Source organism: Massilia sp. Root351 (assembly GCF_001425045.1).
Classification (GTDB): Bacteria; Pseudomonadota; Gammaproteobacteria; order Burkholderiales; family Burkholderiaceae_D; genus Rugamonas.
The window spans coordinates 167,744-194,378 of sequence record NZ_LMDJ01000036.1 but is presented as its reverse complement, the minus strand read 5'-3'; the positions used below and the strand labels follow the sequence as shown (position 1 = coordinate 194,378).

At 67.7% G+C, this 26,635-nt stretch carries 25 protein-coding genes; 12 read left to right on the top strand and 13 right to left on the bottom strand.

Going from position 1 to position 26,635, the window contains the following annotated elements:
* Window positions 1-9: 9 nt before the first annotated feature.
* Genes ASD15_RS30825 through ASD15_RS30800 form a run of 6 tightly spaced genes read right to left on the bottom strand, consistent with a single transcriptional unit; the run spans window position 10 to window position 5,586 of the window.
* A complete protein-coding gene (locus ASD15_RS30825) occupies window positions 10-867 on the bottom strand; it encodes an efflux RND transporter periplasmic adaptor subunit (RefSeq protein WP_057158885.1) in 858 nt (285 codons plus the stop codon).
* 14 nt (window positions 868-881) lie between these two features.
* Complete coding sequence (locus tag ASD15_RS30820; protein ID WP_057158884.1) at window positions 882-1,082, bottom strand: DUF1656 domain-containing protein; 201 nt, start codon at window positions 1,080-1,082, stop codon at window positions 882-884.
* Window positions 1,072-3,312: an FUSC family protein gene (locus tag ASD15_RS30815; RefSeq protein ID WP_057158883.1), complete on the bottom strand. Its 2,241-nt coding sequence runs from the start codon at window positions 3,310-3,312 to the stop codon at window positions 1,072-1,074. The genes ASD15_RS30820 and ASD15_RS30815 overlap by 11 nt, the downstream gene beginning before the upstream one ends.
* Window positions 3,313-3,326: 14 nt before the next feature.
* A complete protein-coding gene (locus tag ASD15_RS30810; protein ID WP_057158882.1) occupies window positions 3,327-3,824 on the bottom strand; it encodes a MarR family winged helix-turn-helix transcriptional regulator in 498 nt (165 codons plus the stop codon).
* Window positions 3,825-3,872: 48 nt separating this feature from the next.
* On the bottom strand, window positions 3,873-5,324 hold the full coding sequence (locus ASD15_RS30805) for an efflux transporter outer membrane subunit (RefSeq protein WP_057158881.1): 1,452 nt from the start codon (window positions 5,322-5,324) through the stop codon (window positions 3,873-3,875).
* Between the two features lie 19 nt (window positions 5,325-5,343).
* Window positions 5,344-5,586, bottom strand: a complete 243-nt coding sequence (locus ASD15_RS30800; protein ID WP_057158880.1) for a DUF4148 domain-containing protein — start codon at window positions 5,584-5,586, stop codon at window positions 5,344-5,346.
* 199 nt (window positions 5,587-5,785) lie between these two features.
* On the opposite strand from ASD15_RS30800, the gene ASD15_RS30795 reads away from it, so the two are divergent.
* A complete protein-coding gene (locus ASD15_RS30795) occupies window positions 5,786-6,109 on the top strand; it encodes a hypothetical protein (protein ID WP_057159011.1) in 324 nt (107 codons plus the stop codon).
* Between the two features lie 13 nt (window positions 6,110-6,122).
* On the opposite strand, the gene ASD15_RS30790 is transcribed toward ASD15_RS30795, so the two are convergent.
* On the bottom strand, window positions 6,123-7,019 hold the full coding sequence (locus ASD15_RS30790; protein ID WP_057158879.1) for a LysR family transcriptional regulator: 897 nt from the start codon (window positions 7,017-7,019) through the stop codon (window positions 6,123-6,125).
* Window positions 7,020-7,130: 111 nt separating this feature from the next.
* Here ASD15_RS30790 and ASD15_RS30785 point away from each other — a divergent pair, with 111 nt between their 5' ends.
* The 7 genes from ASD15_RS30785 (at window position 7,131) to ASD15_RS30755 (ending at window position 15,477) form a co-directional block, all read left to right on the top strand.
* Complete coding sequence (locus ASD15_RS30785; RefSeq protein WP_200954130.1) at window positions 7,131-7,877, top strand: glucose 1-dehydrogenase; 747 nt, start codon at window positions 7,131-7,133, stop codon at window positions 7,875-7,877.
* A 66-nt stretch (window positions 7,878-7,943) separates the two neighbouring features.
* Complete coding sequence (locus ASD15_RS30780; RefSeq protein ID WP_057158878.1) at window positions 7,944-8,261, top strand: hypothetical protein; 318 nt, start codon at window positions 7,944-7,946, stop codon at window positions 8,259-8,261.
* Window positions 8,262-8,286: 25 nt separating this feature from the next.
* Window positions 8,287-8,652 (top strand): hypothetical protein, encoded by a 366-nt coding sequence (locus ASD15_RS30775; protein WP_057158877.1) that lies wholly within the window; start codon window positions 8,287-8,289, stop codon window positions 8,650-8,652.
* An 82-nt stretch (window positions 8,653-8,734) separates the two neighbouring features.
* Window positions 8,735-11,374: an ATP-binding protein gene (locus ASD15_RS30770; RefSeq protein WP_157201210.1), complete on the top strand. Its 2,640-nt coding sequence runs from the start codon at window positions 8,735-8,737 to the stop codon at window positions 11,372-11,374.
* Between the two features lie 155 nt (window positions 11,375-11,529).
* Entirely contained in the window at window positions 11,530-14,013 is a 2,484-nt protein-coding gene (locus tag ASD15_RS30765; RefSeq protein WP_057158876.1) for an ABC transporter permease, read from the top strand.
* A 10-nt stretch (window positions 14,014-14,023) separates the two neighbouring features.
* Window positions 14,024-14,713 carry an ABC transporter ATP-binding protein gene (locus ASD15_RS30760; RefSeq protein WP_057158875.1) on the top strand — a complete coding sequence of 230 codons (690 nt, stop codon included), beginning with the start codon at window positions 14,024-14,026 and terminating at the stop codon, window positions 14,711-14,713.
* The gene (locus ASD15_RS30755) at window positions 14,710-15,477 is read left to right on the top strand and encodes a hypothetical protein (protein ID WP_229418400.1); all 768 of its coding nucleotides are present in this window, start codon (window positions 14,710-14,712) and stop codon (window positions 15,475-15,477) included. The genes ASD15_RS30760 and ASD15_RS30755 overlap by 4 nt, the downstream gene beginning before the upstream one ends.
* A gap of 20 nt (window positions 15,478-15,497) precedes the next feature.
* Here ASD15_RS30755 and ASD15_RS30750 read toward each other — a convergent pair whose 3' ends face one another.
* The 3 genes from ASD15_RS30750 to ASD15_RS30740 all read right to left on the bottom strand — a co-directional run bounded on the left by ASD15_RS30750 (window position 15,498) and on the right by ASD15_RS30740 (window position 19,334).
* Window positions 15,498-17,513, bottom strand: coding sequence for a TRAP transporter large permease subunit (locus ASD15_RS30750; RefSeq protein ID WP_057158874.1), 2,016 nt, complete (start codon window positions 17,511-17,513; stop codon window positions 15,498-15,500).
* Entirely contained in the window at window positions 17,510-18,097 is a 588-nt protein-coding gene (locus ASD15_RS30745; protein WP_057158873.1) for a TRAP transporter small permease subunit, read from the bottom strand. The genes ASD15_RS30750 and ASD15_RS30745 overlap by 4 nt, the downstream gene beginning before the upstream one ends.
* 100 nt (window positions 18,098-18,197) lie before the next feature.
* Entirely contained in the window at window positions 18,198-19,334 is a 1,137-nt protein-coding gene (locus ASD15_RS30740; protein ID WP_057158872.1) for a TRAP transporter substrate-binding protein, read from the bottom strand.
* A gap of 331 nt (window positions 19,335-19,665) precedes the next feature.
* Between ASD15_RS30740 and ASD15_RS30735 the strand changes: the two genes are divergently transcribed.
* Genes ASD15_RS30735 through ASD15_RS30725 form a run of 3 tightly spaced genes read left to right on the top strand, consistent with a single transcriptional unit; the run spans window position 19,666 to window position 22,605 of the window.
* The gene (locus ASD15_RS30735; protein WP_057158871.1) at window positions 19,666-20,454 is read left to right on the top strand and encodes an SDR family oxidoreductase; all 789 of its coding nucleotides are present in this window, start codon (window positions 19,666-19,668) and stop codon (window positions 20,452-20,454) included.
* 29 nt (window positions 20,455-20,483) lie between these two features.
* Window positions 20,484-21,560, top strand: a complete 1,077-nt coding sequence (locus ASD15_RS30730) for an alkene reductase (RefSeq protein WP_057158870.1) — start codon at window positions 20,484-20,486, stop codon at window positions 21,558-21,560.
* A 13-nt stretch (window positions 21,561-21,573) separates the two neighbouring features.
* The gene (locus ASD15_RS30725; protein WP_057158869.1) at window positions 21,574-22,605 is read left to right on the top strand and encodes an NADP-dependent oxidoreductase; all 1,032 of its coding nucleotides are present in this window, start codon (window positions 21,574-21,576) and stop codon (window positions 22,603-22,605) included.
* Here the strand turns inward: ASD15_RS30725 and ASD15_RS30720 are convergent.
* The 3 genes from ASD15_RS30720 to ASD15_RS30710 all read right to left on the bottom strand — a co-directional run bounded on the left by ASD15_RS30720 (window position 22,572) and on the right by ASD15_RS30710 (window position 25,039).
* Window positions 22,572-23,198: a penicillin-insensitive murein endopeptidase gene (locus ASD15_RS30720; RefSeq protein ID WP_229418399.1), complete on the bottom strand. Its 627-nt coding sequence runs from the start codon at window positions 23,196-23,198 to the stop codon at window positions 22,572-22,574. The two genes, ASD15_RS30725 and ASD15_RS30720, sit on opposite strands and share 34 nt — an antisense overlap.
* Before the next feature lie 122 nt (window positions 23,199-23,320).
* Window positions 23,321-23,899, bottom strand: coding sequence for a superoxide dismutase [Fe] (gene sodB / locus ASD15_RS30715; RefSeq protein ID WP_057158867.1), 579 nt, complete (start codon window positions 23,897-23,899; stop codon window positions 23,321-23,323).
* Between the two features lie 126 nt (window positions 23,900-24,025).
* Window positions 24,026-25,039 carry a LacI family DNA-binding transcriptional regulator gene (locus ASD15_RS30710; protein ID WP_057158866.1) on the bottom strand — a complete coding sequence of 338 codons (1,014 nt, stop codon included), beginning with the start codon at window positions 25,037-25,039 and terminating at the stop codon, window positions 24,026-24,028.
* A gap of 210 nt (window positions 25,040-25,249) precedes the next feature.
* On the opposite strand from ASD15_RS30710, the gene ASD15_RS30705 reads away from it, so the two are divergent.
* Window positions 25,250-26,584 carry a GH1 family beta-glucosidase gene (locus tag ASD15_RS30705; protein ID WP_057158865.1) on the top strand — a complete coding sequence of 445 codons (1,335 nt, stop codon included), beginning with the start codon at window positions 25,250-25,252 and terminating at the stop codon, window positions 26,582-26,584.
* Window positions 26,585-26,635 lie beyond the last annotated feature (51 nt).

Here is a 26,635-nt window from a genome sequence, read left to right as displayed (position 1 = left end):
TTTTTTTCGTCAGCCGTGGATGCTGACGGTGCAGGTGGTGCCGGCCACCAGCGTCAGGTCCTTGGGAACCCCGTCGAGCTTGATGCGCACCGGCACGCGCTGCGCCAGGCGCACCCAGTTGAACGTCGGATTGACGTCGGCCAGCAGTTCGCGGCCGGTGCCGGCGTCGCGGTCGGTGATGCCGCGCGCGATGCTGTCGATATGCCCGCGCAGGATGGCGCCGCCGCCCATCAGGCTCAGCTCCACCGGCGCGCCGGCTTTCAGCAGCGGCAGCTTGGTTTCCTCGAAATAGCCCACCGCGTAATAGGACGCGCTGTCGATGATGGCCAGCTTGGCCGCGCCCACGGCGGCGAAGTCGCCGGCGTGCACGTTCAGGTTGGTCACATAGCCGGACACCGGCGCCCGCACCACGGTGCGTTCCAGGTTCAGCTGCGCCAGCGCGCGTGCGGCCTGCACGGCGCGCAGCTGGGCGCCGGCGCTGTCGGCGGCGAATCCGGCGCTATCGCGGCTTTCTGCGGAGATCACGCCGTCGTCCAGCGCGGCGCGGCGCTGTGCTTCCCTGTTGCGGCGGCCGCGCTCGACCTGCTGGCCGGCCAGCGCTGCGTTGGCCTGCGCCAGCGCGGCGCTGTAGCGCGCCTGGTCGATCACGAACAGCACCTCGCCTTGCCGCACCTGCTGGTTGTCCTTCACCAGCACCTCGGTCACGGTGCCGGCCACATCGGCGCCGATGTTGACCACGTCGGCCTTGATGCGGCCGTCGCGCGTCCAGGCCGATTCCATGTAGCGGTCCCAGGCGGATTTGCCCAGCCACAGGGCGCTGCACAGCAGCAGGGCGGTAATGAGAAAGCGGAGGATCTTGGCGGTCATGGTCTATGGTGTAGTCAGGAATAGAGGCCCAGCGTCAGCGCGCTGAAGATGCAAACAAGCAGGCACAGGCGCACCAGCGCCGGGTGCCACGCGCGGCGGTACAGGCCGGCGTGACCCAGCACCCAGTCAAGCGCGCCTTGCAGCAGCAGGCTGGCCAGGAACAGCGGCAGCAGGGTGGGAATCAGGATGCCGAAGACGGCGATTTCACGCGGCATGGCGGGCTCCGTGGCTGTGGCTGGCGCCAGCGCTGGGTTGCTGCAGCTGGTCCAGCAGGCAGGTGTAGATCGCGTGCAGATCGGTCAGTGCGGTGCGCAGGCGGGCGCTCCGGCCGGGCGCGGCATCCGGCAGCGCGGTGCGCACGGCTGTGCCGGCGCGCAGCACGGCGCCGACGGCGGTGGCGCAGCGTTCCTGCGACGGCGCCTTGAAGTAGGCCGCCAGTGCCGACACGCAGTCCTGCAGTGCGCTGCGGGCCTGGCTGCGGCCGGCTTCGCCGACCAGTGCGCGCAGCTCTAGCACCGAATGCCCCAGTTCCAGCAAGGTCAGGCCTTGGCGCACCACTTCGCGCGCGCCCTCTCCAGGCGCCGGCCCGGAGGCGGCGTTCAACTGGCTGAGCAGGTCGCGCACGCGGCTGTCGAAGCGGTGGCGGATCGCAGCCAGGCGCGGCGCGCCGGCGCGCCATCGCAGCGGCGGCATGGCGCGCAGCGGTGCGGTGCAAGTGGCCAGCGCTTCGCGCCACAGCGCGGCGGCCACATGGTCCTTGTGGCCCATGGTGTGCTCGGGCAGCACCACGGCGAAGATGGCCCAGGCCAGCGCCACGCCCAGCGGCATGGCCAGCGTGGTGTTGAGGAAGGCGGCCACGTCGTAGTGCGCCAGGTTCAGCGGGGCGATCACCTGCGCGCTGAACAAGGTGACGCCGATGCCGATGCCGGCGCGCTTGGGATCGGTGATCAGGTAGGCGCCCGCCGCGAACAGCGGCGCCGCGGCCAGCACCAGCATCGGGTAGCCGCCGCCCGGCATGACGAGCAGGAACTCGGTCAGGAAGGACAGCGGCCAGGCGATCAGGAAGCCGGTCATCACCTGCTTGATCATGGCGGTGGGGCGCGGCGACGAGGATGCCAGTGCGCAGAAGATGGCCGTCATCAGCACCGCATTGATGGCGTAGGGCCATGCCATCCAGTACCAGACGCCGGCCACGGCCAGCAGCGCGGTTGCCGCGCGAAAGCCGCTGGCCAGCACGATGGCGGGCGGCGTCTTGGGCATGTAGGCCTGGGGCTCGCTGGCCTGGCTGCGCTTGCGCCGGGCCAGGCCGTGGTAGACGGCGGCGAACTGGCCGAACTGGCGCGCAAAGCGTTCCAGCAGCTCGATGGCCGTTTCAAAGTCGATCCGGTGCGGCGGTGCTGGCGCCCCGTTGCTGGACCCGGGCGCGGAGCCGGGCGCGGGCGCATCGCGCTGCGCCGGGCCGCCTGCGTCCGCGGCCTCGGCCCGGGCAGCGGCGATCGCGGCGGCCAGCGCGCTCTGCATGTCGTCCAGTGCGGCGCCTTGCAGGGCGTCTCCGCGCGCCAGGGCGGCAGCCAGCCGCGCCAGCAGCGGTTCAATCAGCGCCGGCACGGGCGAGGCCGCATCCTGGCGCAGGCGGTGGGTCAGGCGGTGCAGGGTATAAAAGGTGGTGAGCGCGGCCATGAAGGCGTTGTTGAATTCGTGCAGCTGGCGGGTGTGGGCGCGCGCGTGCGCGGCTTCAAAGAAGGCGGCGGCGCGGCCGGATTCAAGCGCGGCGATGTCGGCGGCGAAGCGCAAGTGCGCCAGCTCGGTTTCGGCCGGCGGCGCCTTGTGCTCCAGCACGTCGCGGCAGAAGCCGAGGAAGCGCAGGTAGCGCGCCTGCACGGTGCGCATCACTTGCGCGCTCTGGTGGCGCGGCAGCAGCGCGTCGTGCACGACGGTGGCGCAGATCACCCCCAGGCTCACCTCCACCACGCGCGTGACGGCCAGCGCGAAGGCGCCCGCCGGGTGATCCAGCGCGGGGATGGCGATCATGGCGGCGGTATAGCCGGCCAGCACGAAGCTGTAGGATTGCTGGTTGCGGTACATGGCCGCGCCGCAGGTGCAGGCCGCGATCCACAGCGCCAGGCCGAGGAACAGCAGCGGCGCCTGCTGCGGGCACACGGCCACCAGCAGCAGCGCGCTGGCGCAGCCGACCACGGTGCCGAGCAGGCGGTAGAAGGCTTTCTCCAGCACCATGCCGCTGCTGGGCAGGGCCAGGATGAAGGTGGTGGTCATCGCCGTGGTGGGAGAATCGAGGCCGAGGCGGAAGGCCAGCCACAGCGCGGTGAAGGCGGCCAGCAGGGTCTTGGCGACGAACAGCCAGCGTTCGCCCTCGGTGGCGGCCCAGTCCCCGGTCAGCCGCGCCAGATTGTGTTTGATTTTGCAGGGGGCCGGGTCCAGGGTCATGTTTTCAGGTCAGGTCAACTGACGTTCTCTAAGTTTTCCAGCTGTCGCTTGAACAGCTGCTCCAAAAGCTTGCGGTCTTCCGCGCTGTAGCCGTCGTAGGCGCGGGTGGTGCGGGCCCAGACTTCGGGCATGACTTGTTCGATCAGCTTGCGGCCGCTGTCGGTGAGCGAAATCATGACGCAGCGGCGGTCGCCGGGCCGGTTGCCGCGCGTGATCAGGCCTTGCGCTTCGAGGTCGTTGCACACGCGCGTGAGGTTGGCCGGCTTTTCCATGCAAGCCTCGCCCAGCGTGGACGCGGTCGACGTTTCATCGTCCGAGCCGTACAGCACGGCCAGCACCATGTAGCTGGCGTCCACCAGGTCGTACTTGCGCAGCGCCGCGTTGGACAAGTCCTTCATGCGCTTCTGCACGTGGTACGTCAGCCGCATCAGGCGCATCATCTCTTCCGGAAATTCCGGTATGCGCGCGTGGATGTTTTTAAGGCGCTTGTTGGTCGCGTCGAAACTGCTCATTGCGCTCTCCTCTCCCTGTACGAAAGCCTTGATTGTACTATCGTTGTATCAGGGCAAATCCTGTTTAATTCCTCCCCCCAGCGCGGCCATCAGCGCCGCGTAGCTATCAAGACGCTTGCTTTGCACCTGCACCATCTGCTGCTGTTCGGCCAGCAGTGTCAGGCGCGCCTGCAATACGCTGAGCGCATCGGTCATGCCGGCCCGGAAGGCGCGGTCGGCCAGCGCGTGCGCTTTGCCGGCCGAGGCCAGCGCCTGTTCGGCCAGCTGGCGCTGCTGGTCAGCCGAGCGCGCCTGGGTGACCGCGTTGGCCACCTCGGCCAAGGCCTGCACCAGCGTGGCGTTGTATTGTTCCACGGCCATGTCGTACAGCGCGTTGCTGCTGCCCAGCTGGGCGCGCAGGCGGCCGCCTTCGAAGATGGGCAGGCCGATGGCGGGCGCCACGCCGCGCGTGGCCGACTGGGCGCTCAGCAGGCGGCTGAAGCCCAGCGCCTGGAAGCCGGCGAACGCCACCAGGTTGATGTTGGGGTAGAAGTCGGCGCGCGCCACGCCGATGCGTTTGGCGGCCGCTTCCACGCGCCAGCGCTGGGCCGCCAGGTCGGGCCGGCGCGCCACCAGTTCAGCCGGCAGGGCGCTGGGCAGCAACGCGCCGCGAGCACCGCTGTCCAGGGTCAGCACTGGCCGGGCGATGGTGTCGCCATCGCCCGGTCCCTGGCCGATCAGGGCCGCCAGCTGGTTGCGCAGCAGGGCGACCGCTTCGGCCGCCTGTTCCCGCTCGCGCCGTCCGGCCGGCAGCGTTGTTTCTATAGTGGCCACGTCGATGTCGCTGGCCAGGCCGGCATTGCGGCGGCGCTTGGTCAGCTCCAGGATCTGCCGGCGCTGTTCCAGGCTGGCCGCCACCGCGTCCTGCATGGCCCAGGCGCTGGCCAGCTGGATATAGCTGTGCACGATGGCCGTTTGCAGCGCCAGCCGCACCATCTGCGATTCGGCGGCGGCCATCTGCGCCTCGTGCAGCGCGGCGGCCAGCGCGTCACGGTTGCGGCCCCACAGGTCCAGGTCGTAGGACGCGGTGATGTTCACCGTGGCCTTGGTGGCGTAATTGCCGGCCAGCGGCGCCGGCACCGTGCTGTGCGCGGAATAGCGTTCGCGGTCGATCACGGCGTTGCCGTCCACGCGGGGCAGGCCGGCCGCTTCGGCCGCGCCGGCCAGCGCCTGCGCCTGGCGCACGCGTGCCAGGCTGGCCTTCAGGCTGGGATTGCCCTCCAGTGCGCGCGCCAGCAGGCGGTCCAGCTGCGGATCGTTCAGCGCCTGCCACCAGGCCTGCCGCGGCCACGCTTGCTGCGCGGCCCGGCCTGCCGCGGCGGCTTCTCCGATGGCGGCGCCTGCGTTCAGCTGCACCGGGTCCAGCTTGCGCGCCTGCGGCGGCGCGACCTTGTCCATGCCGGCGCAGGCGGCCAGCAGCAGGGCGGGGGCCAGCAGGGCGAGGGGACGCAGCAAGCTCATCGGCACGGTCGATGCGGGCTTACTTGGCGATGTGCTTGCGGGTCTGGGCGACGTCCATGTCGGCCTCGGTTTCGATCAGGGTGCCGTTCTTGCGGGCCTCGATCACTTCGGCGATGACTTCGGCGCGGGTGCGGCCGGTGCTGGGCTGGGACTGCCTGGTGTCCGCTGCGGGGGGCGAGGCCGGCGCGGTGGCTTGGGCCGAGGCGGCGGTTGCGGCGGCAAGGGCGAGCGTGGCGATGGCGGTCTTGATGAGGGTGGTCATGATGGTTCTCCTGATGAAGTGAAACAAGTATATCACTGAATAGTACATTTGTGAAATAAGTGAAAACCACAAGGCCTTGCACTGTTCGGTCGCGCAACCGGCTGGCCGGCAAGGCGGCGCGCCATGCCGTGATGCGCGCCGCTTGCGCTGCCGCTTTGCTACAGTCGATGCATACGCATTCTGGCTTATGGAGGCAATCATGGCAGGCAGCAGTACACTGGATCCCGATAATTTCCCCACCGCACCAGACCGCACCTTGGGACGCGGCCACGGCACCGGCGCGCTGGGACCGAGCGACAGTTCGGACTCCGGCAGCGATGTGAACGGCGGCACCGCGGCGCGGGAGCTGGGCGACGCGGACCTGGACAGCGACACCGATTCGCGCGGCACCGGCGAGCGCGCCGAAGTGGGGCGCGAATCGGTGGAGCAGGACGGCAGCGATATCGATGTCGACCACGTTGAAACGGTCCCGCTGGTGGACCTGGAAGGCGACGAGGACAGCAGCGCCGGGGACCGGCGCTGAGCGGTAGTCCCGGTCAGGAGGCGGCGGACATCATGTCCGCCAGCCAGTCCACAAACACCCGCACGCGCGGCGACAGCTGGCGCTGGTGCGGGTACATCACCGACACCGGCATGGCCGGCGGCCGGCAGTCGTCCAACACCTCCAGGAAGCTGCCGTCCCGCAGCTGCGCGGCAACGTGGTAGCGCGGCAGCTGGATCAGGCCCAGGCCGTCGGCGCAGCACAGCACGTACGCTTCCGCGTTGCTGACCGACACGGAGCCCGGCAGCGCCACGCTGCGCGCCGCGCCGTCCACCATGAAATCGAACGGGAAGGTCTTGCCGCTGGCGATGGAATGGAAATTCACCGCGCGGTGCCGCGCCAGCTCGTCGAGCGTGCGCGGCGTGCCGTGCCGCTCCAGGTAGCCCGCGCTGGCGCAGGTGACCTGCTGCAGGCTGGCCACGCGCCGCGCCACCATGCTCGAGTCGCGCAACTCGCCGCCGCGCAGCACACAGTCCACGCCTTCGCGCACCAGGTCCACCAGCCGGTCGCCCATGCCGATTTCCAGTTCGATGTCCGGGTAGCGGGCGAAGAATTCGGACAGCCGGGGCAGCACGAAGTGGCGTGCCAGCGTGCCCTGCAAATCCACCCGTAACTTTCCGCGCGGCAGCACACCGCTGTTGCCGAAGCCGGCCTCGGTTTCCTCCACGTCCGCCAGGATGCGTACGCAGCGCTGGTAGTAGGCCTGGCCGTCCAGCGTGGCGCTCACGTGGCGGGTGGTGCGCTGCAGCAGGCGCACGCCCAGGCGCGCTTCCAGCTGCTTGATGGTGTGGGTGGCGGTGGCGGCCGGCAACTGCAGCTTGTCCGCCGCGCGGCTGAAACTGCCCAGTTCCACTATGCGCGTGAACAAGCGCATGGCGTCCAGTCTGTCCATGATTATTGGTGAGTATTGAATTGTGATAGTGATTCTAGTGCATTTATTGACCATGGTGGTTAAGTGATACTGGCTTCACTGCAGCACACAACCCAAGCAAGGAGCCTCATCATGAACAGTACGAACAAACAAGTTGCCATCGTCACCGGCGCGTCGCGCGGCATCGGCGCCGCCATCGCCCAGCGCCTGGCGCGGGACGGCTACGCCGTGATCGTCAATTACGCCGGGAATGCGGCCGAGGCGCGGGATGTCGTCGGCGCCATCGAGGCGCACGGCGGCGATGCGCTGGCCGTGAAGGCCGACGTGTCCGACGCGGGCGCCGTCAAAGCCATGTTCGACAGCGCCGTCGAACGCTTCGGCCGGGTCGATGTGCTGGTGAACAACGCGGGCATCATGCCGCCCTCGCTGCCGTCGCTGGCCGACACCGACGACCAGACCTTCGACCGCCTGTTCGCCGTCAACGTGAAAGGCACGTTCAACACGCTGCGCGAGGCGGCCACGCGGCTGGAGCAGGGCGGGCGCATCGTCAACTTTTCCACCAGCGTGATCGGCCTCGGCTTGCCGGGCTATGCGGTGTACGGCGCCACCAAGGGCGCGGTCGAGGTGATGAGCAACATTATGGCCAAGGAACTGCGCGGCAAAAACATCCGCGTGAACGCCATCGCCCCCGGCCCCACCGCCACCGACCTGTTCCTGAACGGGAAGTCGGACGAGGCCATCCAGCGCATGTCGAACATGGCGCCGCTGGAGCGCCTGGGCACGCCGGCCGACATCGCCGCCGCCGTCGCTTTCCTGGCAGGCCCGGACGGCGCCTGGATCAACGGCCAGACCCTGCGTGCCAACGGCGGCCTGGTCTGACCTGCGCGCCTGGAATTGGCCTGACCGCTAATTAACCCTGCCCCCATTTTGCCTTGGAGAATAGCTATGAAGAAATCGATCGTTCCGGTGACCGGTGCGGCGGCCGGAATCGGACACCTGGCCGTGAAGGCGCTGGCGCTGGCGGGACGGCCGGCCGACGCGGCCACCGTGGCGGCTTGCTCGCGCTACGACGGGCTGCCGGACCAGGTGGGCGCGGAGATAGCGCGTATCGTCGGCTTGCCGCACGGCGCGCGTCCGTTGCGCTCGGTGGTGGATTTTATCGACCACGGCGCGGCGGCGGTGACGGAGGTGGCCGAGCGGGCGCGCATCGAGTTCGCGCAGCGCATCGGCATTGCGGACTTGCTGCAGCCAGGCCTGCAATGAGGCGCGCGGCAAGGGCGCGCCGGCCATGAAGCAGTCCACCACCCATCTGCACCTGCTGCGCAACACGCTGTTCTTCACCCGGCTGGAACGCAGCCAGCTACAGTGGGTGATCGCCCATTCCACAGAGTGGGAGGTGCAGCCGGGCACGGAGATCAGCAAGCGGCTCGATGCGGCCGACCATCTGTGGGTGCTGCTGGACGGGGGCTGGCAAGTGGCGCAGCGCGGCAGGACTTACCCCGCCGGCCATGCCGACAGCCGCCTGGTGGCCACCACCCATAGTTATGTCATGCCGATCCGGCGCAGCGACTTCGACGAGATGCTCAAGCGCGGCTTTGACTTCGATGCGCATCTGCGGCAGGGCGCGGCGTTCTACGCCGGGACGGCCGACTGATGCGTACTGTACCAAGGTACAAGTTACAATCTGGCCCCGGAGCGCTAGCATCGCTGGCACAAGGGAAAATCCGGGCGGGATCATGGGGACAGTTTCAAACTTGGCGGATCGCTGCACGCTGGCGGCGCGGCGTTGTGCCGCGCGCCTGGCGGACACCTGCTTGCCGCGCGCGCTGTTGCAGCGCATCGCCAACCGCCGCGTGTCCATCGCGCTGATCGTCAGCCTGGCGCTGGCGGCCCTGGTGACGGTGGTGCTGCTGGCGTTCGCGGTGCTGTCGTACAACCAGGAGCGCGACGAGCGCTGGCGCGGCCTGCACCGGGAGCTCGACGCCAGCGCCGACCAGCTGACCGCCGCCATCGCGCTGCCGGCCTGGAACTTCGACGACAGGCAGATTGTCGCCATCGTCAGGGCCAGCCTGAATAACCGCGACCTGTACGGCTGCTCCGTCACCCTCAGCAACAAGATGCAGTTCGTTTTCCTGCGCAATGCGCAGGGCGTGCTGGAGCAGGTGGCGCAGCCGCCGGACATCCCTGCGCTGCGCACGGCCGAACGCCAGATCCGCATGGCGGGCCGCGAAATCGGCGTGGTGAAAATGTATGTCACGCCGCAGTACGTGCTGCAGACCTTGCGCGAGCGCCGCATCGCGCTCGGTTTCGCCATCGTGGCGCTGGATGTCACGCTGGTGCTGGGCGTGTACCTGCTGTTGTGGTACCTGATGCTGAAACCGCTGAAACTGGTGGGCGAGTACGCCGCCAGCGTGAAGGCGGGCGATGGCGCCGGCAAGGGACCGCACCAGTCGCTGTTCCTGGGCGAACTGAAAACGCTGAACGAATCGATCCTGGAAATGGTGGCGCTGCTGGACCAGCGCTACAGCGCCATGCAGGCCAGCGAGGAGCGCCTGGCGATCGCCACCGACGCGGCCCATATCGGCATCTGGGACTGGGACGTGGACACCAACCAGCTGCTGTGGGACCGCGAGATGCACCGCCAGTACGCCGTGCCGCAGGGCGGGTTCGACAACACGCTGACGGCGTGGGAGCAGCGCCTGCTGCCGGAAGACCTGGCGCGCGTGAACCGCCTGGTGGCGGAGGTGCAGCGCGGCGAGCGGCATTACACGGTCGAGTTTCGCATCCGCTGGCCGGACGGCCAGCTGCGCCACATCAAGGCGGCCGGCAAGGCCTTCCGCGACGCCGGCGGCGCGCTGCGGCGCCTGGTGGGCGTGAATTACGACATCACCGACATCAAGCAGGCGGAGGAGGAGCTGCGGCGCCACCGCAACCACCTGGAGGAACTGGTGGCCGAACGCACCGAGGCGCTGTCGGTGGCGGTCACGGAGGCGAAGGCGGCCAACCGCGCCAAGAGCGTGTTCCTGGCCACCATGAGCCACGAGTTGCGCACGCCGCTGCATTCGGTCATCGGCTTTTCGCGCCTGCTGGCGGACTCGCAATCCATGACGGAGGAAGAGAAGCGCAACCTGGGCGTGATCAACCGTTCGGGCCAGCACCTGCTCACCCTGATCAACGACTTGCTGGAGCTGTCCAAGATCGAGGCCGGCCGCATCACGCTGCAGTCCACCGTGGTGGCGGTGGAGGGCGTGCTGCGCGAGGTGATGGACATGCTGGGCGCGCGCGCGCGCCAGGCGGGCCTGCACATGACGCTGGACTGCCACGGCCTGCCCGCCGCGGTGCAGATGGACGGCGCGCGGCTGCGCCAGGTGCTGCTCAACCTGGTGTCGAACGCGGTGAAGTTCGCGCAGCAGGGCAGCGTGATGCTGATCGCGCGCGCGCAGCCGCTGGCGGGCGGGCGCCACCGGCTGTCGTTCTCGGTGCGCGACACCGGCAAGGGGATCGCCAAGGCGGACCAGCAGCGCATCTTCGAGCCTTTCGTCCAGACCGACAACACCGGCGCGCAGGAAGGCACCGGCCTGGGACTGACCATTTCGCGCGAGTTCGTGCGCATGATGGGCGGTGCGCTGGAGGTGGAGTCTGAACTGGGCCGGGGCGCCGAGTTCCGCTTCACCATCGACGTGTCGGGGGCGGATTATGTGCCGGGCGAGGCGCTGAACGTGGTGGAGGCGCTGGAAGCGTCGCAGCGCGGGCGCCGCATCCTGGTGGTGGACGACAATGAGGACAGCCGCCACCTGATCGACAGCCTGCTGTCGCCGTTGGGCTTCGAGGTGGAGCTGGCGGACGATGGCGCCGCCGGGCTGGCGGCGCTGCGGCGCGCAACCCCGGCGCTGGTGTTCATGGACTGGCGCATGCCGGGCCTGGACGGGCTGGCGGTGATACGCCAGCTGCGCGCCGAGGCGGCGCTGGCGCAGCCGCGCGTGGTGATGATGACCGCCCATGCTTTCGAGGAGGAGCGGCGCGAAGCGCTGGCGGCCGGCGCCGACGAGTTCCTGTGCAAGCCCATCGAGCAGGATCGGCTGTTCCAGGTGCTCGAGCAGCAGCTGGGCGTGCGCTTCCGGCGCCGCCAGCGGCTGCCGCCGGCCCAGCGCGCACCGCTGACCGAGGCGCGCCTGGCGCTGCTGCCATACGAGGTGCTGGTGGCCATGCGCGAGGCGCTGCATCTGCTGTATCCGGCGCGCGCACTGCAGCTGCTGGAAGCCTTCCGCGCCGACCACGGCGACACCGTGCTGGCGGTGGAGGCCATGCTGGCGCAGCACCAGTACCCGCAGCTGTGCAGCATGATCGAGTCGGTGTGCGCGGAGCAGGCGCGCTGAGGCGGCCGGTCAGCCGCGCCCGCGTGCGCCACTTCAAGGCGGTGTAAGGCGGCTGTTTTGCCGTTCGTCGCAGCTATTGCCGCTTCGTCGCAAACTGCTGCGGTGGCAGTGCGCATATTGATAAGCTGGCATCCTGCTGAGATCCAAGGAACGCCATGCCTGGTTTGACACTGAAAATGACGGCGCGCGACTGGCGCGCGGGGGAGCTGCATCTGCTGCTGGCGGCGCTGGTGGTGTCGGTTGCCGCCCTGTCGGCGGTGGGCTTCTTCGCCGACCGCATCCGCAACGGCATGCAGCGCGACGCCAGGCAGGCGCTGGCGGCTGATCTGCTGGTGAGTTCCGACGCGCCGCTCGATCCAGCCCTGCGCGCGGACGCCGCGGCGCGCGGCCTGCGCGCTGCGGCCACCACCTCCATGGTCAGCATGGCCACGGCGGGGCAGGGCGATGAGGCGCGTTCGCAGCTCGTATCGCTCAAGGGCGTGTCCGATGGCTACCCCTTGCGCGGCGCGCTGGCGTTCGCCCCGGCCAGCGCGCCCGCCGCTGCGGCCGAGCCTCCGGCGCCCGGCACGGCCTGGATCGATCCCGCCCTCGCCAGCCGGCTCGCGCTGCATAGCGGCGGCAAGCTGCGCGTCGGCGACGCGGAATTTGCCGTCGCCCGCGTGATTGCCGTCGAGCCGGACCGCCGCTTTTCCCCTGTCAACCTGTCGCCGCGCGTGATGCTGGCCGAGCGGGACCTGCCCGCCACCGGCCTGCTCGCGCCCGGTGTGCGCGCCACCTACGGCCTGCTGCTGGCTGGCGAGCCGGCCGCCGTGGAAGCCTTCCGCGCCGCCCTGCAAGCCCGCCTCGCCGCCGCCGACAGCAGCAATGTGCGCATCCAGACCGTCAAGGACAGCAGCGCCGCCCTGGGCCAGACGCTGGACCGCGCCAGCGCTTTCCTGTCCCTGGTCAGCCTGCTGACAGCCATGCTGGCGGCAGCCGCCATCGCCATGGCCGCGCGGCGCTACATGCTGCGCCACATTGACGCCTGCGCCATGCTGCGCTGCCTCGGCTTGCGCCAGTCCCAGGTACTGCGGCTCTACCTGACCGAATTCCTGGTGCTGGGCCTGGCCGGCAGCGCTGCCGGCGTGCTGGCCGGCTACGCCGGCCACTTGCTGTTGCTGGCATGGCTGGAGCCATTGCTGCCGGCCGGCTTGCCTGCCGCCGGCTGGGCGCCCGCCTTGCAAAGCCTGGCTGCAGGCTTGATCCTGCTGGCCGGCTTCGCGCTGCCGCCGCTGCTCCAGTTGCGCGACGTGCCGCATGCGCAATTGCTGCGCCGCGAACGGCACGCGCCGCGCGGCGCCACGCTGGCCGCATGCGCCTTGGGCGCCATCATGTTCTGCGGCCTGATGCTGTGGATTACCGGCGACGCCGCCCTCGGCGCCGTCAGCGCGGCCGGCTTCCTGCTGGCGGCCCTGCTGTTCGCCGCCGCAGCCTGGCTGGCCCTGAAAGCGCTGGGCCGCCTGCGCGGCGCATTCGGCAACCCGGCCTGGCGCTTCGCCGTCACCGCGTTGCAGCGCCGGCCCGGCGCCAGCGTCGCGCAAACCGTCGCATTGGCCATCGGCTTGACGGCGCCGCTGTTGCTGACTGTGGTGCGCGGCGATCTGCTGGACGCATGGCAAGCCGCTACCCCGGCCAATGCCCCCAACCACTTCATCGTCAACGTGCAGCCGGACCAGGTGCAGGATGTCGCCTCGCGGCTGCAGCACTACGGCAGCCCGGCACTGCACCCCAGCATCCGCGCGCGCCTGCTGGCGGTCAACGGCAAGCCGGTGCGTGGCAAGGACAACAAGGAAGCGCTCGGCCACGCGGACGTGGACCTGTCCACCGCCGCCGCGCTGCCTGCCGCCGACACGGTCATCGCCGGCCGCTGGTTCGATCCCACGTCGAACAAGGCTGAAGCATCGCCCGACGAGGGCATTGCGCAGGCATTCGGCATCCAGCCTGGCGACAGCCTGAGTTTCGATGCCGGCGGCCTGCCGCTGCAAACCGTGGTGAGCAGCGTGCGCAGCACGGACCGCCGCGCGCGCGCGCCCAGTTTCGAGTTCATGCTGAACAGCGTGGCGGCGCAAGGCCTGCCGCGCACTTACGGCGCGGCTTTCCACGTGTCTGACAATGACCGCAAGGTGGCCGACCGCCTGGCACAGGACTTCCCCAATGTCACAGTGTTCGATTTTGGCTTCCTGGTGCGCCAGATGCAGGCGGCGCTGGCGCAAGTGAGCGTGGCAGTGGAATTCCTGTTCCTCTTCACGCTCGCGTCCGGCCTGCTGGTGCTGTACGCTGCACTGGCCGGATCGCAAGATGAGCGCAAGCGCCAGGCAGCCTTGCTGCGCGCGCTGGGCGCCACCCGCAGCCAGCTGGCGCGCGCGCAGTGGATGGAGCACCTGCTCACCGGTGCACTGGCCGGTCTGCTGGCGGCGGCATGCGCCACGCTGTGCAGCTGGGCGCTGGCGCGCTTCGTATTCGAACTGCCCTGGCGCTGGCCACTGCTGTTGTGGGCGGCGGGCCTGGCGGCGGGATCGGCCAGCGCCGTCGCCGGCGGCTGGCTGGGCCTGCGCAACGTATTGAATCAACCGCCGCTGCTCACGCTGCGGCAAGCTTAAGGAGATGCAAATGCAGTCCATCATAGAAGTGCGCGGCCTGGGCAAGCGCGTAGCCGACGCCACCGGCGAGCTGACCATACTCGACGACGTGAACTTCAGCGCCCGGGCCGGCGAGACGCTGGCCATTGTCGGCGCGTCGGGCTCCGGCAAGTCCACGCTGCTGGGCATCCTGGCCGGCCTCGATACGCCCAGCAGCGGCACCGTGCGGCTGGACGGCAGCGACATCTTCGCGCTTGACGAAGACGGCCGTGCCGTGTTCCGCCAGGCCAAGCTGGGCTTCGTGTTCCAGTCCTTCCAGCTGCTGCCGCACTTGACTGCGGTGGAGAACGTGATGCTGCCGATGGAGCTGCGCGGCGAAGGGCATGCGCGGGCGAAGGCGGAGGCGATGCTGGAGCGGGTGGGGCTGTCCACCCGCCTGCGGCACTATCCGAAATACCTGTCCGGCGGCGAGCAGCAGCGCGTGGCGCTGGCGCGCGCGTTCGTCACCGAGCCGCCGCTGCTGTTCGCCGACGAGCCTACCGGCAGCCTGGATGCGGCCACCGGCGAGGCCGTGATGCAGCTGATGTTTACCCTGAACCGGGAACGCGGCTCGACGCTGGTGCTGGTAACGCACGACAGCAAGATCGCCGCGCGCTGCGGCCGCACCGTGACCATGGCCGCCGGCCGGCTGTCCGGGCAGCTGGCACGGGAGGCCGCATGATGTCCCGCGCTGTCCTGGGCGCTTGCTGCATGGCCGCCCTGGCCACCATGGCGGCTGTCCCCGCCCGCGCCGACGGCCTGGCCGACCTGAAAGGCGCCCTGGCCCGCTTGCAGGCGCAAACGCCGCTCAAGGCCACGCTTGAGACCAGGACCTGGCGCCGTACCGGCGAGGGAAAGGATGCCGAGGAATTCTCGGGCCATGCCGCCGTGGCGCTGGAAGACGGCAGCCAGGGCATGCGCCTGCAATATAGCCGCGACTTGCTGTCCCGCATGGACGGCGAGCAGCAGGCTGTCGCCAAAAATCCCAACGCCAGGACGCCGACCTTGTACGCCATGCGCGAGCTGGGGCCGGACGATTTGCGGCCCATGGTGTCCGCCGCCGAAGGCCTGGCGCGCCAGCTGGAGCGCGGCACCTTCAAGAGCGAGAAGGCCGCCGCCTACGGCGGCAAGCCGGCGCGCCAGCTGACCTTCAATGTGCCCGTGACCACGCTCAGCGACCGTGACCGCAAATACATCAAGGACTTCAGCGGTTCGCTGGAGGTGTGGATAGGCGCCGACGGCACGCCCATGGCCAGCAGCCTGAATCTGCACGCCACCGGGCGCGCCTTCGTGGTGGTGAGCTTCGAATTCAAGCAGGAAGAGCAGAGCGTGTATGCGCTGGCGGGCGACCGCCTGATGATCGCCCGCAAGGAGAGCAAGACCAGCAACGCGGGCGCCGGGGAGCGGTCCGAGGACCGCATCATCAAGACGCTGCAGCAGGGCTGAACCGCCAGCCCCGCCGCAAGCTAGTTGTACAGCACTCCCGGCAGCCACAACCCGATTGCGGGGAACATGTACAGCAGGAACACGCCCAGCACCTGGATCGCCATGAAGGGCAGCATGCCGAGGAAGATCTGGTTCAGGGTCACGTGCGGCGGCGCCACGCCCTTCAGGTAGAAGGCCGACATCGCCACCGGCGGGGACAGGAAGGCGGTCTGCAGGTTCATCGCCACCAGCAGGCCGAAGAACAGCGGGTCGATGTTGAAGTGGCCCAGCAGCGGTATGAAGATGGGCATGAAGATCACGATGATCTCGGTCCACTCCAGCGGCCAGCCGAGCAGGAAGATGATGACCTGCGCCAGCAGCATGAACTGCACCGGCGTCAGGTCCATGCCCAGCACCCAGCTGTTGATCAGCTCCTGCCCGCCCAGCAGCGCGAACGCGGCCGAGAAGATGCTCGAGCCGACGAACAGCCAGCACACCATGGCGCTGGTCTTGGCGGTGAGGTGGGCCGACTCGCGCAGCATGCCGATGTTGAAACGGCGGTAGGCGACCGCCAGCACCATGCCGCCCAGCGCGCCCATGGCCGCCGCCTCGGTGGGGGTGGCGAAGCCGAACACGATGCTGCCCAATACCGCCAGGATCATGAACGCCAGCGGGAACAGGGATCCCATCAGCATTTTCAGGATCTCCAGGCGGGCGAAGGAGAAGTAGGCGTAGAACAGCAGCAGCGCCACCGTGCCGATTCCCAGCGCGATCCAGTAGCCGGCCGGCGCCGGCTTGGGCTGCGGCGCGTCCGCCGGGGCGGCGGCGGTGGCCGCTGCGCCGTTGCGTGCCGTTGCGGCTCCCGCTGGCGGCGTGGCGGCGGAGCTGCCCGGTCCGGCTGCAGCGCCTGCCGTGCCGGTCGCCGTATCGCTTGCCGGCTGCGGCGCCTCCGTGCCGGGCGGCTCGGCCAGGTCGTTGTTTGCCGGCGGTTCTTCCAGGCCGCCTTCCGGCGGCGGCTCCGCAAGGCCGCCTGCGTCGCTGCCGGACGAACTCAGATCCTGCGCGCTGCCCATCTCCACCAGTTCGCTGGGCGGCGCGGCAGGTTTGGTGACGATGCCATAGCTCACCCCCATGAAGGCGGCGAACGCCAGCGCGGGCAGCAGCGCGATAAACAGCTGCTGCATCAGCGTGCGCTTGCTCGCGCCCGCCGGCGCCGGAGCCGCCTGCGCCAGCGCTGCGGCCAGTCCCGGCACGGCCATCGTCCGCCTGGACGCGGTGATGGCTTGCGCGAACGGCGGCAGGGCCACGCTGCGTTCTTCGGCAGTGAGCGGCGGCGCCGCGCTGGGCTTGAGTTTGGCCACCAGCATGACGTAGCCCACATACAGCACGGCCAGCATGACGCCGGGGAACAGCGCGCCCGCGTACAGCTTGACCACCGACACCCCGGCGGTGGCGCCGTACACGATCAGCAGCACCGATGGCGGGATCAGGATGCCCAGGCAGCCGCCGGCGGTGATGGCGCCCGCCGACAGCTGGGTGCTGTAGCCGGCCTTCAGCATGGCGGGCAGGGCCAGAAGGCCCATCAGTGTGACCACCGCGCCGACGATGCCGGTGGCGGTGGCAAAGATGGCGCAGGTGACGATGGTGGCCACCGCCAGCGAACCGGGCACGCGCGCCATGGCGATGTGCAGGCTCTTGAACAGCTTCTCGATCAGGTTGGCGCGCTCCACCAGGTAACCCATGAAGACGAACAGCGGGATCGAGATGAGCACGTCGTTCGCCATCACGGAGTAGGCGCGCTGCACCATCAGGTCCAGCGTCAGCTGGATGGCCTGGTTGGGATCGCGGCTATGAAAGGCGTACCAGGCGAACAGCACCCCCATGCCCATCAGCGTGAACGCAGTGGGGAAGCCCAGCATGATGGCTACCACCACCAGGGCGAGCATCAGCAGGCCGACGTGGCCGTTGGTCATGTCGGCCGGCGCCGGCATCAGCGCGAACAGGGCGATGACGATGCCGATCAGCATCGACAGGCCGAACCAGATCTCTTTCCTCATTTTTGTTCTCCAAGATCGTCCGCGTGCACCATTTCCTTGAGCTTGTCGACGTCCACTTCCTCGACATCCGGCTCGCGCGAAGGCCATGCGCCATCGCGCAGGCACAGCACGCAGCGCACGATCTCCACCGCGCCCTGCATCAGCAGCAGCGCGCCGGACAGCGGGATCACCATCTTGAAGGGATACAGCGGCGGACCGTTCGCGGTCAGCGTGGAATGCTCGTTGATGGCCAGCGACTCGGCCGCGTAGGTGTAGCCGGCCCACACCAGCGCCACCACGCCGGGAATGAAGAAGGCGATGTACAGCACCAGGTCCAGTCCGGCCTGCAGCCGGGGCGGGAAGAAGCTGTACAGCACGTCGCCGCGCACGTGGCCGTTCTTTGCCAGCGTGTAGGCGCCCGCCATCATGAAGGCGGCGCCGTACATCATGATCATCAGGTCGAAAGCCCAGGGGTTGGGGCGGTTCAGCGCGTAGCGCGCGAACACTTCCCAGGAGATGAGGAAGGTGAGCACGACAATCAGCCAGGAAAAGGCCTGGCCGATCCAGCTGCTTACCCGGTCGATGAAAAACAGAACGTTCTGCATGCAGGGACTCCGGAACAAGGTGTGGGCGCGCGTGGCATGCGCCAGCGCGCGGGCCGGCGCGGCCGGCTATGGCGCGCGCCGGGTGCTGCCGGTCCCGCTGTCAGGCCTTCCTGCCGAAGTAGTGGTTGTACGCCATGCGGCGCGGATTGTTGGTGTCCATGTCCCACTTCATGGCGCGCGCCGCAAATGCGCGCTGCGACTTTTCAACCTCGCGGAACAGCGGATTGTCGGCGCCTTTCTTGGCCACCACCTCGTCCCATATTTTCAACTGCTCCTGCAGCAGGGCGTCCGGCGTCTTGTAGAACTTCACGCCGTCTTTCGACTGCAGTTCGCCGTAGTCCTTGGAATAGCGGTCGATCGCCTTCCACGACATGTCGGCCGACGCCGCCTCGACGGCGTTGTCGATGATGGCCTTCATCTTGGCCGGCAGGGCATCGTACTTGGTCTTGTTGAAGGTGATCTCGAACTGCTCCGAGCTTTGGTGGAAGCTTTGCAGCATGCACACCTTGGAGACGTCCGGGAAGCCCAGCAGGCGGTCGGACGTGGCGTTGTTGAACTCCGCGCCGTCCAGCAGGCCACGGTCCATGGCGGGCACGATCTCGCCGCCGGGCAGTGCGTTGACCGCCGCGCCCATGGCGGTGAACAGGTCGATGGCCAGGCCGTTGGTGCGGAACTTCAGGCCCTTCAGGTCGTCCTTCTTGGTGATCGGTTTTTTGAACCAGCCCAGCGGCTGGGTAGGCATGGGGCCGGTCAGGAAGGACACCACGTTGGCGCCGATCGACGAATACAGCTTGACCAGCAGCTCCTTGCCGCCGCCATATTTATGCCAGGCCAGCACCATGTTCGCATCCATGCCGAACACCGGGCCGGAAGTCCACAGCGCGATGGCGCTCTGCTTGCCGTAGTTGTAGCCCATCACGCCGTGGCCGCCGTCCAGCGTGCCTTTCGACACCGCGTCCAGCAGGCCGAAGGCAGGCACCACCGAGCCGGCCGGCAGCACTTCGATTTTCAGCTCGCCGCCGGTCATGTCGTTGACCTTCTTGGCGAAGTCGCCCGCGTATTCGTGGAAGATATCCTTGCTCGGCCAGGTGCTCTGGAAGCGCAGCTGGGTGGGCGCTTGGGCGGTGGCGATCATTGGCAGGGCGAGCGCTGCGCCTGCGGTGCCGGCGGCGGCGTTGCCCAGAAACTTGCGGCGGGTGCTGAGGGACTGCTTGGCTGGGGTGTCGATCTTCTTCATCGTGTGTCTCCTGTTGTAATTTTGTACATGGAACAAGCCGATAAATCCTGATGCGATGAGATCTGAGGCGAAGTGATACGGGGCGACGCGGCGGGGTACCTCCTGTGTGTCAAGTTACTGATAACTGAATTGCAAGAATGTTCCAGCATGCTTACAGATTGCTTACACCGGGCTTACACGCAACGAAGGCTGTGCACGCTTCAGGAAATCAGTATATGATGACCATCATCTGGTTGGTTTATCAGAATTAATCTGCGAAGTAAGCCAGCCAGACTTTTTTTTCGACAATAATATGATGAGCATCATATTCATAAATCTGAGAGGGAATGCCATGAGTAAGCAAATTGCAGTGATCACCGGCGCGTCGTCTGGCATCGGCGAGGTGTACGCGGACCGCCTGGCCCGGCGCGGTTACGACCTGGTGCTGGTGGCGCGCCGCGCCGAGCGCCTGCAAGCGCTGGCCGCCCGGCTCACCGGCGCGCACGGCGTCCGGGTCGACACGCTGGTGGCCGACCTGGAAACGGAACAGGGCCTGGCGCGCGTCGAGCAAGTCCTGGCCAGCGGCCCGGCGGTCAGCATCCTGGTCAACAATGCCGGGCTGGCCCGCCTTGCTCCGCTGCAGGCCAGCCCGGTGCAGGACTCCCTGTCCCAGATCGCCCTCAACATCACGGCGCTGACCCGCCTGACGCATGCGGCGCTGCCCGGAATGATCTCGCGCAAGGAAGGCGTCATCATCAACATCGCTTCGGTCTTGGGCTTGCACACGCTGCCGTTCAGCGCGGTCTACAGCGGCACCAAGGCCTTCGTGGTGGCGTTCAGCCGCGGCCTGCAGCAGGAACTGGCCGACACCGGCGTCAAGGTGCAGGTGGTGCTGCCCGCCGCCACGGCCACTGAGGTCTGGGACAACTCCGGCGTGCCGCTGGCCGCGCTCGACCCTGCCACCGTAATGCAGACCGGCGACATGGTGGACGCCGCCTTGCGCGCGCTCGACCAGGGCGAGCAGCTCACCCTGCCTTCCGTGGCCGATGCGGAAGCGATCGAACGTTTCGAGACTGCCCGCGTGGCGCTGTTCGATGCGTCGCAAACCGGCAAGGTCGCTCCGCGCCTGCTGCCGCACTGATTCAACTGAACCCGATCAAGGATACTGCCATGTTATTTGACGCCTACTCCCTGCGCGCCACCGTGCTGAAGAACCGCGCCGTGATGTCGCCGCTCACCCGCAGCCGCGCCGTGCACAACAACACCTCGAACAGCCTGATGGCCACCTACTACGGCCAGCGCGCCGGCGCCGGCCTGATCATCACCGAGGGCACCTCGCCGTCGCCGAACGGGCTGGGCTACGCGCGCATACCCGGCCTGTTCAACGACAGCCAGGTGCAGGGCTGGAAGCTGGTGACCGAAGCGGTGCACGCCAAGGGCGGCAAGATCGTGGTGCAACTGATGCACACCGGCCGCGTGAGCCACCAGGCCAACCTGCCGGCCGGCGCTGAAGTGCTGGGACCGTCGGGCCAGACTTGCCCGGGCGAGATGTGGACCGACAGCCAGGGCAGCCAGCCGCATACCGCGCCGCGCGCGATGACCGACGCCGACATCGCGGCCACGGTCAGGGAGTTCGCCACCGCCGCGCGCCTGGCGCTTGCCGCCGGCTTCGACGGAATCGAACTGCACGCCGCCAACGGCTATTTGCTGGAGCAATTCCTGAACGCCAACGTGAACCGCCGCAGCGACAACTACGGCGGCTCTTCCGAGGGACGCAACCGGCTGGTGCTGGAAGTGGCACGCGCCGCCGCGAACGAGATCGGCGCCGAACGCGTCGGCATCCGCCTCTCGCCATATGGCGTGTTCAACGCCACTGGCGGCTACGATGGCGTGGACCAGCAGTACCGCGCGCTGGTGCAGGAACTGTCGGCACTGGGCCTGATGTACGTGCACGTGCTGGACCACTCGGCGCTGGGCGCGCCGCAGGTCCCGGCCGAGCTCAAGGCCGGCCTGCGGGCGGCATTCAAGGGACCGTTCATCCTGGCGGGCGGCTTCGGCAAGGAGAGCGCGGAGCGCGCGCTGGCCGAGGGCCGGGCGGACCTGATCGCGATGGGCCGCGCCTTCCTGGCCAATCCCGACCTGGTCGAGCGCATGCGCCTGGACCAGCCACTGAACGCGCCCGACCCGGGCACCTTCTACACGCCGGGCGAGCAGGGTTACACGGATTATCCGGCGCTGGCAGCTTGAGCACAGGTGAAAAATGAAAGCACTCGTCCTGAAACGCTACGGCGGCGCCGGCAATCTCGAGCTGTCCGATGTCCCCCGGCCACTGGTCAAACCGGATGAAATCCTGGTGCAGGTGCACGCTGCCGGCCTCAATCCGGTCGACAACATGATTTCGAAGGGCATGTTCAAGCCCATCATCAAGCTCAAGCTGCCCGCCACCATGGGCAGCGACCTGGCCGGCGTGGTGCTGCAGGTGGGCAGCCGCGTGAGCCGCTTCAAGGCGGGTGACGCGGTGTTCGCCAGCGTGTTCGACCTGGGCGTGGGCTCGCTGGCTGAACTGGTCGCCGTGCCCGAATCCGCCGCAGCGCACAAGCCGGCCAATCTGGACTTCGTGCAGGCGGCCTCGGTTCCCATGGTGGGGCTCACCTGCTGGCAAGCGCTGCAAGAGCGCATCCAGTTGCGCCCGGGGCAGAAGGTGTTCATCCCGGCCGGATCGGGCGGCATTGGCACGTTCGCCATCCAGCTGGCCAAGCACCTCGGCGCCAGGGTCGGCACCACCACCAGCACCGCGAACCTGGAGCTGGTGCGCAGCCTGGGCGCCGACGAGGTGGTCGACTACAGGAAGGAAGAGTTCGAGCGCGTACTGGAGAACTACGATGCCGTGCTCGCAACGGTCAAGGGCGAAGGGCTGGAAAAGGCCGTGGGCATACTCAATCCCGATGGCGCGCTGGTCTCGCTGGTCGGCCCGCCGGATGCCGCCTTCGCGCGCGCACGCGGCATGAATGTGCTGATGCGCTTCGTGTTCGGCCTGTTGAGCCGCAAGATCAGGCGCCTCGTGCAGCGGCGCGACGCGCGCTACTCCTTCATGTTCGTGCGTCCCGACGGCCGCCAGCTGGCCGAGATCGGCGAGCTGCTGCAGCGTGCGCGCCTGCGCCCGGTGATCGACAAGGTGTTTCCGTTCGCACAGGTGCAAGAGGGGCTGGCCTATCTCGAGCAGGGCCGGGCCAGGGGCAAGGTTGTGGTGCAGATGGTTCAGGGTTGGCAGGGGACGGCGAAATCCACGTGATAGTGCTCGTCGTGCCGCACCCAGGGGCTGGATTTCATGAAGCGCAAGTGCTGGCGCAGATACGCGCCGCGCGGCGTCGCCATCAGCTGCGGCAGGTAGCGCGGATCGACGATCACCAGCGCCAGGTCCGCCTCCTGCGCCAGCGCGGCCTGGCGCAGCGCGTGCAGGTGATCCGCCAGGGCCGCGAAGTCGATGCGGTATGCGCCGTAGCGGCCCTGGGCGTCGAACTCGATGTCATAGCCGAAGCGGTTCAGCGGATTCGATGGCAGCATGGCCGATTGGCCGTCCGCCCCCAGGACCGGCATGAAGAAGTCCACCGAGGTGCCGGTCTGGTGCGTTTTGTGCGGCTTGAACGGCCCGCCGTTCTTCAGCCCGACCTCGCCGTAGACGTAGTGCGTCTCCGGGCGCGACGCCGCCAGCGCGGCGTAGGCGTCCTCCACGATGCGCGCCACCCGGGAATGCGCATAGGTGCGTCCGGCGGATGCCGCCAGCGCGCTGTAGGAGGAAAAATTCACGCCCTTGGCCGCCAATTGCACGCCGCCTTCGAGCCGTCCGCTGGCCACGCGGCCGTGGCATTGGCTTTGGGCCGCCAAGGCGTTTCCAGCAGCGAGGGCGGACAGGGCAAGCAAACTGAAGAGTTTCATCGGGCAGGTATCCAGAGACGAAAAAAAACCTGCGCCGCAGCGCAGGTTTTCGGGAAGCGGACGCCTCGCGATTAAGCGAAGTTGGCGGCCGCGAAGTCCCAGTTCACCAGGTTGAAGAAGTTCTCAACATACTTCGGACGCAGGTTGCGGGTGTCGATGTAGTAGGCGTGCTCCCACAGGTCGCAGGTCAGCAGCGCTTTGTTGTCGGTGGTCAGCGGGGTGGCGGCGTTGGAGGTGTTGACGATGTCCACGGTGCCGTCCGGCTTTTTCACCAGCCAGGTCCAGCTCGAACCGAAGTTGCCGATGCAGGACTTGGTGAACTCTTCCTTGAACTTGGCGAACGAACCCCATTTCGCGTTGATCGCGTCGGCCAGCGCGCCGGTAGGCTCGCCGCCGCCGTTTGGCTTCAGGCCGTTCCAGTAGAAGGTGTGGTTCCACACCTGGGCCGAGTTGTTGAAGATGCCACCGGAGGACTTCTTGATGATCTCTTCCAGCGACAGGGCTTCGAATTCGGTGCCCTTGATCAGGTTGTTCAGGTTGGTGACATACGCTTGATGGTGCTTACCATAGTGGTATTCCAGCGTTTCTTGCGAGATGTGCGGCGCCAGGGCGTCCATTGCATACGGCAGAGGTGGCAGGGTATGTTCCATGTGTCTATCCTTTTGGTTAAGTCTGAAAAGTCATTTTTGCTGAAACGACCATCATTGTAATCCTTAGCGGGCCAAGGCGCTGAATTGCCCCCGGATGGTGTGGGGGCAAGCGCGTGCCGCCGGGCGTCAGCGGCGCCGCGTGGTTTCGCGCACCACCAGTTCCAGCGGCGGCACCTGCGCCTGCACCGGCTCGCCGTTGATCAGGCGCAGCAGCGCGTGGGTGGCCACCAGCCCCATGTCGTATAGCGGCTGGCGTATGGTCGTTAGCGGCGGCGTGGTATAGGACGAGCCGGGCAGGTCATCGAAGCCGACCAGCGACACGTCGTCCGGCACCCGGATGCCCTTGCGGTACAGGCACAGGCGCACGCCGTAGGCGCTCTGGTCGTTGGCGGCGAACACGGCGGTGAACTGCTGGCCGGTGTCGAACAGGTGGTTGACCGCCAGCAAGCCGCTGTTTTCATGGAAATTGCCCTCGACCATCAGTTTCCGGTCGACCGCGATGCCGGACTCGCTCAGTGCGCGGCGGTAGCCGGCGGCGCGCTCCTCGGCGTCGATATTGTCGGCCGGGCCGGAGACGAAGGCGATGCGCCGGTGGCCCAGCTCGATCAAATGGCGCACCGCCATCCAGGCGCCGTATTCATTGTCCTGCTTGAAGCCCAGCGCGCTGCGCGTGTTCAGGCTGCGGCCGGTGGAGACGATGGGGCGCTGGGCCGAGAATTGCAGCACGGTCTCGTCGGACATGCGGCCCGACAGCAGGATGATGCCGTCCACCTTGCGCGCCAGCAGCAGGCGGATGCGGTCCGCTTCCTCCTCGGCGTTCCAGTGGCCGGACACGATCACCGAGGCGTAGCCGGTGCCTTTCAGGCCGTCGTCCACGCCGCGCAGGGTTTCGTCGAAGTAGGGCGAGGAAATATCCTGCACCACGATGCCGATGGTCTGCGAGCGGCCGCGCTTGAGGCCCTGCGCCATCAGGTTGGGCGCGAACTGGGTGCGGGCGATGGCGGCCATGACGGCCTGGCGCTTGTCGTCGGACACCTTGGCGGTGCCGTTCAGGATGCGCGACACGGTGCTGGGCGACACCCCGGCTTCGCGCGCGACGTCCAGCAAAGTCGAAGGGGAGGTGTGTTCGGTGTCGCTCAAGGTCGGTCCTGTCGTTGTTTTTTGAAATCCTTTTCAAGTACAGAATACCACAGTTTTTTGGCGCTTCCGCCCGCATTTTCACTCGTGGCAAGGCCGTATCGGACCGCGAAAAAAGCATAGTTGTTCAAAATATTATGATTGACTTCGCCTTTTCGCCGGTGTTAAATGCACACATTCTCTGAAAACGTTTTCACAGCCCTGAACATCCATATGACCAAACCCGACGCAGTTCCAACCACCGTGCCGGCCTTCCCGCCGGCCTTCACCTGGGGCGTGGCAACCAGCGCCTACCAGATCGAAGGCGGCGCCGCCGACGACGGCCGTGGTCCATCCATCTGGGACACCTTCACCCATACGCCAGGCAAGATCACCGACGCCAGCACCGGCGACGTCGCGTGCGACCATTACCACCGCTATGCCGAAGACGTGGACATCATCGCGTCGCTCAACGTGGACGCCTACCGCTTCTCGATCGCCTGGCCGCGCGTGCAGCCGGACGGCAGCGGCGCCTGGAATGAAGCCGGCTTCGATTTCTATGCCCGCCTGCTGGACAAGCTGGCCGAGAAAGACATCGCCGCCCACGTCACGCTGTACCACTGGGATTTGCCGCAAGCGCTGGAAGACAAGGGCGGCTGGCTTAACCGCGACACCGCCAGGCACTTCGCCGCCTACGCCGCCGAAGTGGCGCGCCGCTTCGGCAACCGTGTGGCCACCATCGCCACCCACAACGAGCCGTGGTGCACCGCCAACCTGGGTTACGGCATCGGCCAGTTCGCGCCCGGCATCGCCGATCCGGCCGCCGCCGTCAGCGCCTCGCACCAGCTGCTGCTGTCGCACGGACTGGCCATGCAGGCCATGCGCGCGCAGAACGTGTCGGCCAAGCTGGGCATCGTGCTGAACCAGTGGACCGCCAGCCCCGCCACCGATTCGGCCGCCGACCTCAAGGCTGCGGAAGTGGAGTGGGCGCGCTCGGTGGAATGGTTCATGGACCCGATCTTCAAGGGCAGCTACCCGCAGCTGGCGCTGGACAATATCGACTGCTCTTTGCTGTCTATTCATGAAAACGATTTCAACGACATCCGCCAGCCGATCGACTTCCTGGGCGTGAACTACTACTTCCGCGCCTACGTCAGCACCGAGACGCCGCCGCGCACGCCGCCGTGCGCGCTGGGCACCACCGACATGGGCTGGGAGATTTACCCGCAGGGCCTGAGCGAGCTGCTGCTCAAGCTGCACGGCCAGTACCAGCTGCCGCCGGTCTACATCACCGAGAACGGCATGGCCGTGGCGGACCGGCTGGAGGACGGGGCGGTGCACGACCAGCCGCGCATCGACTACCTGAAGATGCACCTGGCCGCGCTGCGCCAGGCCATGGCGGCGGGCGTGGACGTGCAGGGCTACTTCTACTGGAGCCTGCTCGACAACTTCGAATGGAACTCCGGCTACCTGCGCCGTTTCGGCCTGGTCCACGTCGACTACGAGACTCAGCAGCGCACCCTGAAGGACAGTGCGCACTGGTACCGCAACTTCATCAAGGAGCAATGACATGAATTCGAGCTGAGCTCAGCTGGAGTGCGGTAGTAGCCAAAGAGCTAT

Excerpts from the sequence above, each read along its gene's own strand:
- ASD15_RS30825 (WP_057158885.1), bottom strand. The coding sequence starts at position 867 with ATGACCGCCAAGATCCTCCGCTTTCTCATTACCGCCCTGCTGCTGTGC.
- ASD15_RS30820 (WP_057158884.1), bottom strand. The coding sequence starts at position 1,082 with ATGCCGCGTGAAATCGCCGTCTTCGGCATCCTGATTCCCACCCTGCTG.
- ASD15_RS30815 (WP_057158883.1), bottom strand. The coding sequence starts at position 3,312 with ATGACCCTGGACCCGGCCCCCTGCAAAATCAAACACAATCTGGCGCGG.
- ASD15_RS30810 (WP_057158882.1), bottom strand. The coding sequence starts at position 3,824 with ATGAGCAGTTTCGACGCGACCAACAAGCGCCTTAAAAACATCCACGCG.
- ASD15_RS30805 (WP_057158881.1), bottom strand. The coding sequence starts at position 5,324 with ATGAGCTTGCTGCGTCCCCTCGCCCTGCTGGCCCCCGCCCTGCTGCTG.
- ASD15_RS30800 (WP_057158880.1), bottom strand. The coding sequence starts at position 5,586 with ATGACCACCCTCATCAAGACCGCCATCGCCACGCTCGCCCTTGCCGCC.
- ASD15_RS30795 (WP_057159011.1), top strand. The coding sequence starts at position 5,786 with ATGGCAGGCAGCAGTACACTGGATCCCGATAATTTCCCCACCGCACCA.
- ASD15_RS30790 (WP_057158879.1), bottom strand. The coding sequence starts at position 7,019 with ATGGACAGACTGGACGCCATGCGCTTGTTCACGCGCATAGTGGAACTG.
- ASD15_RS30785 (WP_200954130.1), top strand. The coding sequence starts at position 7,131 with ATGAACAGTACGAACAAACAAGTTGCCATCGTCACCGGCGCGTCGCGC.
- ASD15_RS30780 (WP_057158878.1), top strand. The coding sequence starts at position 7,944 with ATGAAGAAATCGATCGTTCCGGTGACCGGTGCGGCGGCCGGAATCGGA.
- ASD15_RS30775 (WP_057158877.1), top strand. The coding sequence starts at position 8,287 with ATGAAGCAGTCCACCACCCATCTGCACCTGCTGCGCAACACGCTGTTC.
- ASD15_RS30770 (WP_157201210.1), top strand. The coding sequence starts at position 8,735 with ATGGGGACAGTTTCAAACTTGGCGGATCGCTGCACGCTGGCGGCGCGG.
- ASD15_RS30765 (WP_057158876.1), top strand. The coding sequence starts at position 11,530 with ATGCCTGGTTTGACACTGAAAATGACGGCGCGCGACTGGCGCGCGGGG.
- ASD15_RS30760 (WP_057158875.1), top strand. The coding sequence starts at position 14,024 with ATGCAGTCCATCATAGAAGTGCGCGGCCTGGGCAAGCGCGTAGCCGAC.
- ASD15_RS30755 (WP_229418400.1), top strand. The coding sequence starts at position 14,710 with ATGATGTCCCGCGCTGTCCTGGGCGCTTGCTGCATGGCCGCCCTGGCC.
- ASD15_RS30750 (WP_057158874.1), bottom strand. The coding sequence starts at position 17,513 with ATGAGGAAAGAGATCTGGTTCGGCCTGTCGATGCTGATCGGCATCGTC.
- ASD15_RS30745 (WP_057158873.1), bottom strand. The coding sequence starts at position 18,097 with ATGCAGAACGTTCTGTTTTTCATCGACCGGGTAAGCAGCTGGATCGGC.
- ASD15_RS30740 (WP_057158872.1), bottom strand. The coding sequence starts at position 19,334 with ATGAAGAAGATCGACACCCCAGCCAAGCAGTCCCTCAGCACCCGCCGC.
- ASD15_RS30735 (WP_057158871.1), top strand. The coding sequence starts at position 19,666 with ATGAGTAAGCAAATTGCAGTGATCACCGGCGCGTCGTCTGGCATCGGC.
- ASD15_RS30730 (WP_057158870.1), top strand. The coding sequence starts at position 20,484 with ATGTTATTTGACGCCTACTCCCTGCGCGCCACCGTGCTGAAGAACCGC.
- ASD15_RS30725 (WP_057158869.1), top strand. The coding sequence starts at position 21,574 with ATGAAAGCACTCGTCCTGAAACGCTACGGCGGCGCCGGCAATCTCGAG.
- sodB (WP_057158867.1), bottom strand. The coding sequence starts at position 23,899 with ATGGAACATACCCTGCCACCTCTGCCGTATGCAATGGACGCCCTGGCG.
- ASD15_RS30705 (WP_057158865.1), top strand. The coding sequence starts at position 25,250 with ATGACCAAACCCGACGCAGTTCCAACCACCGTGCCGGCCTTCCCGCCG.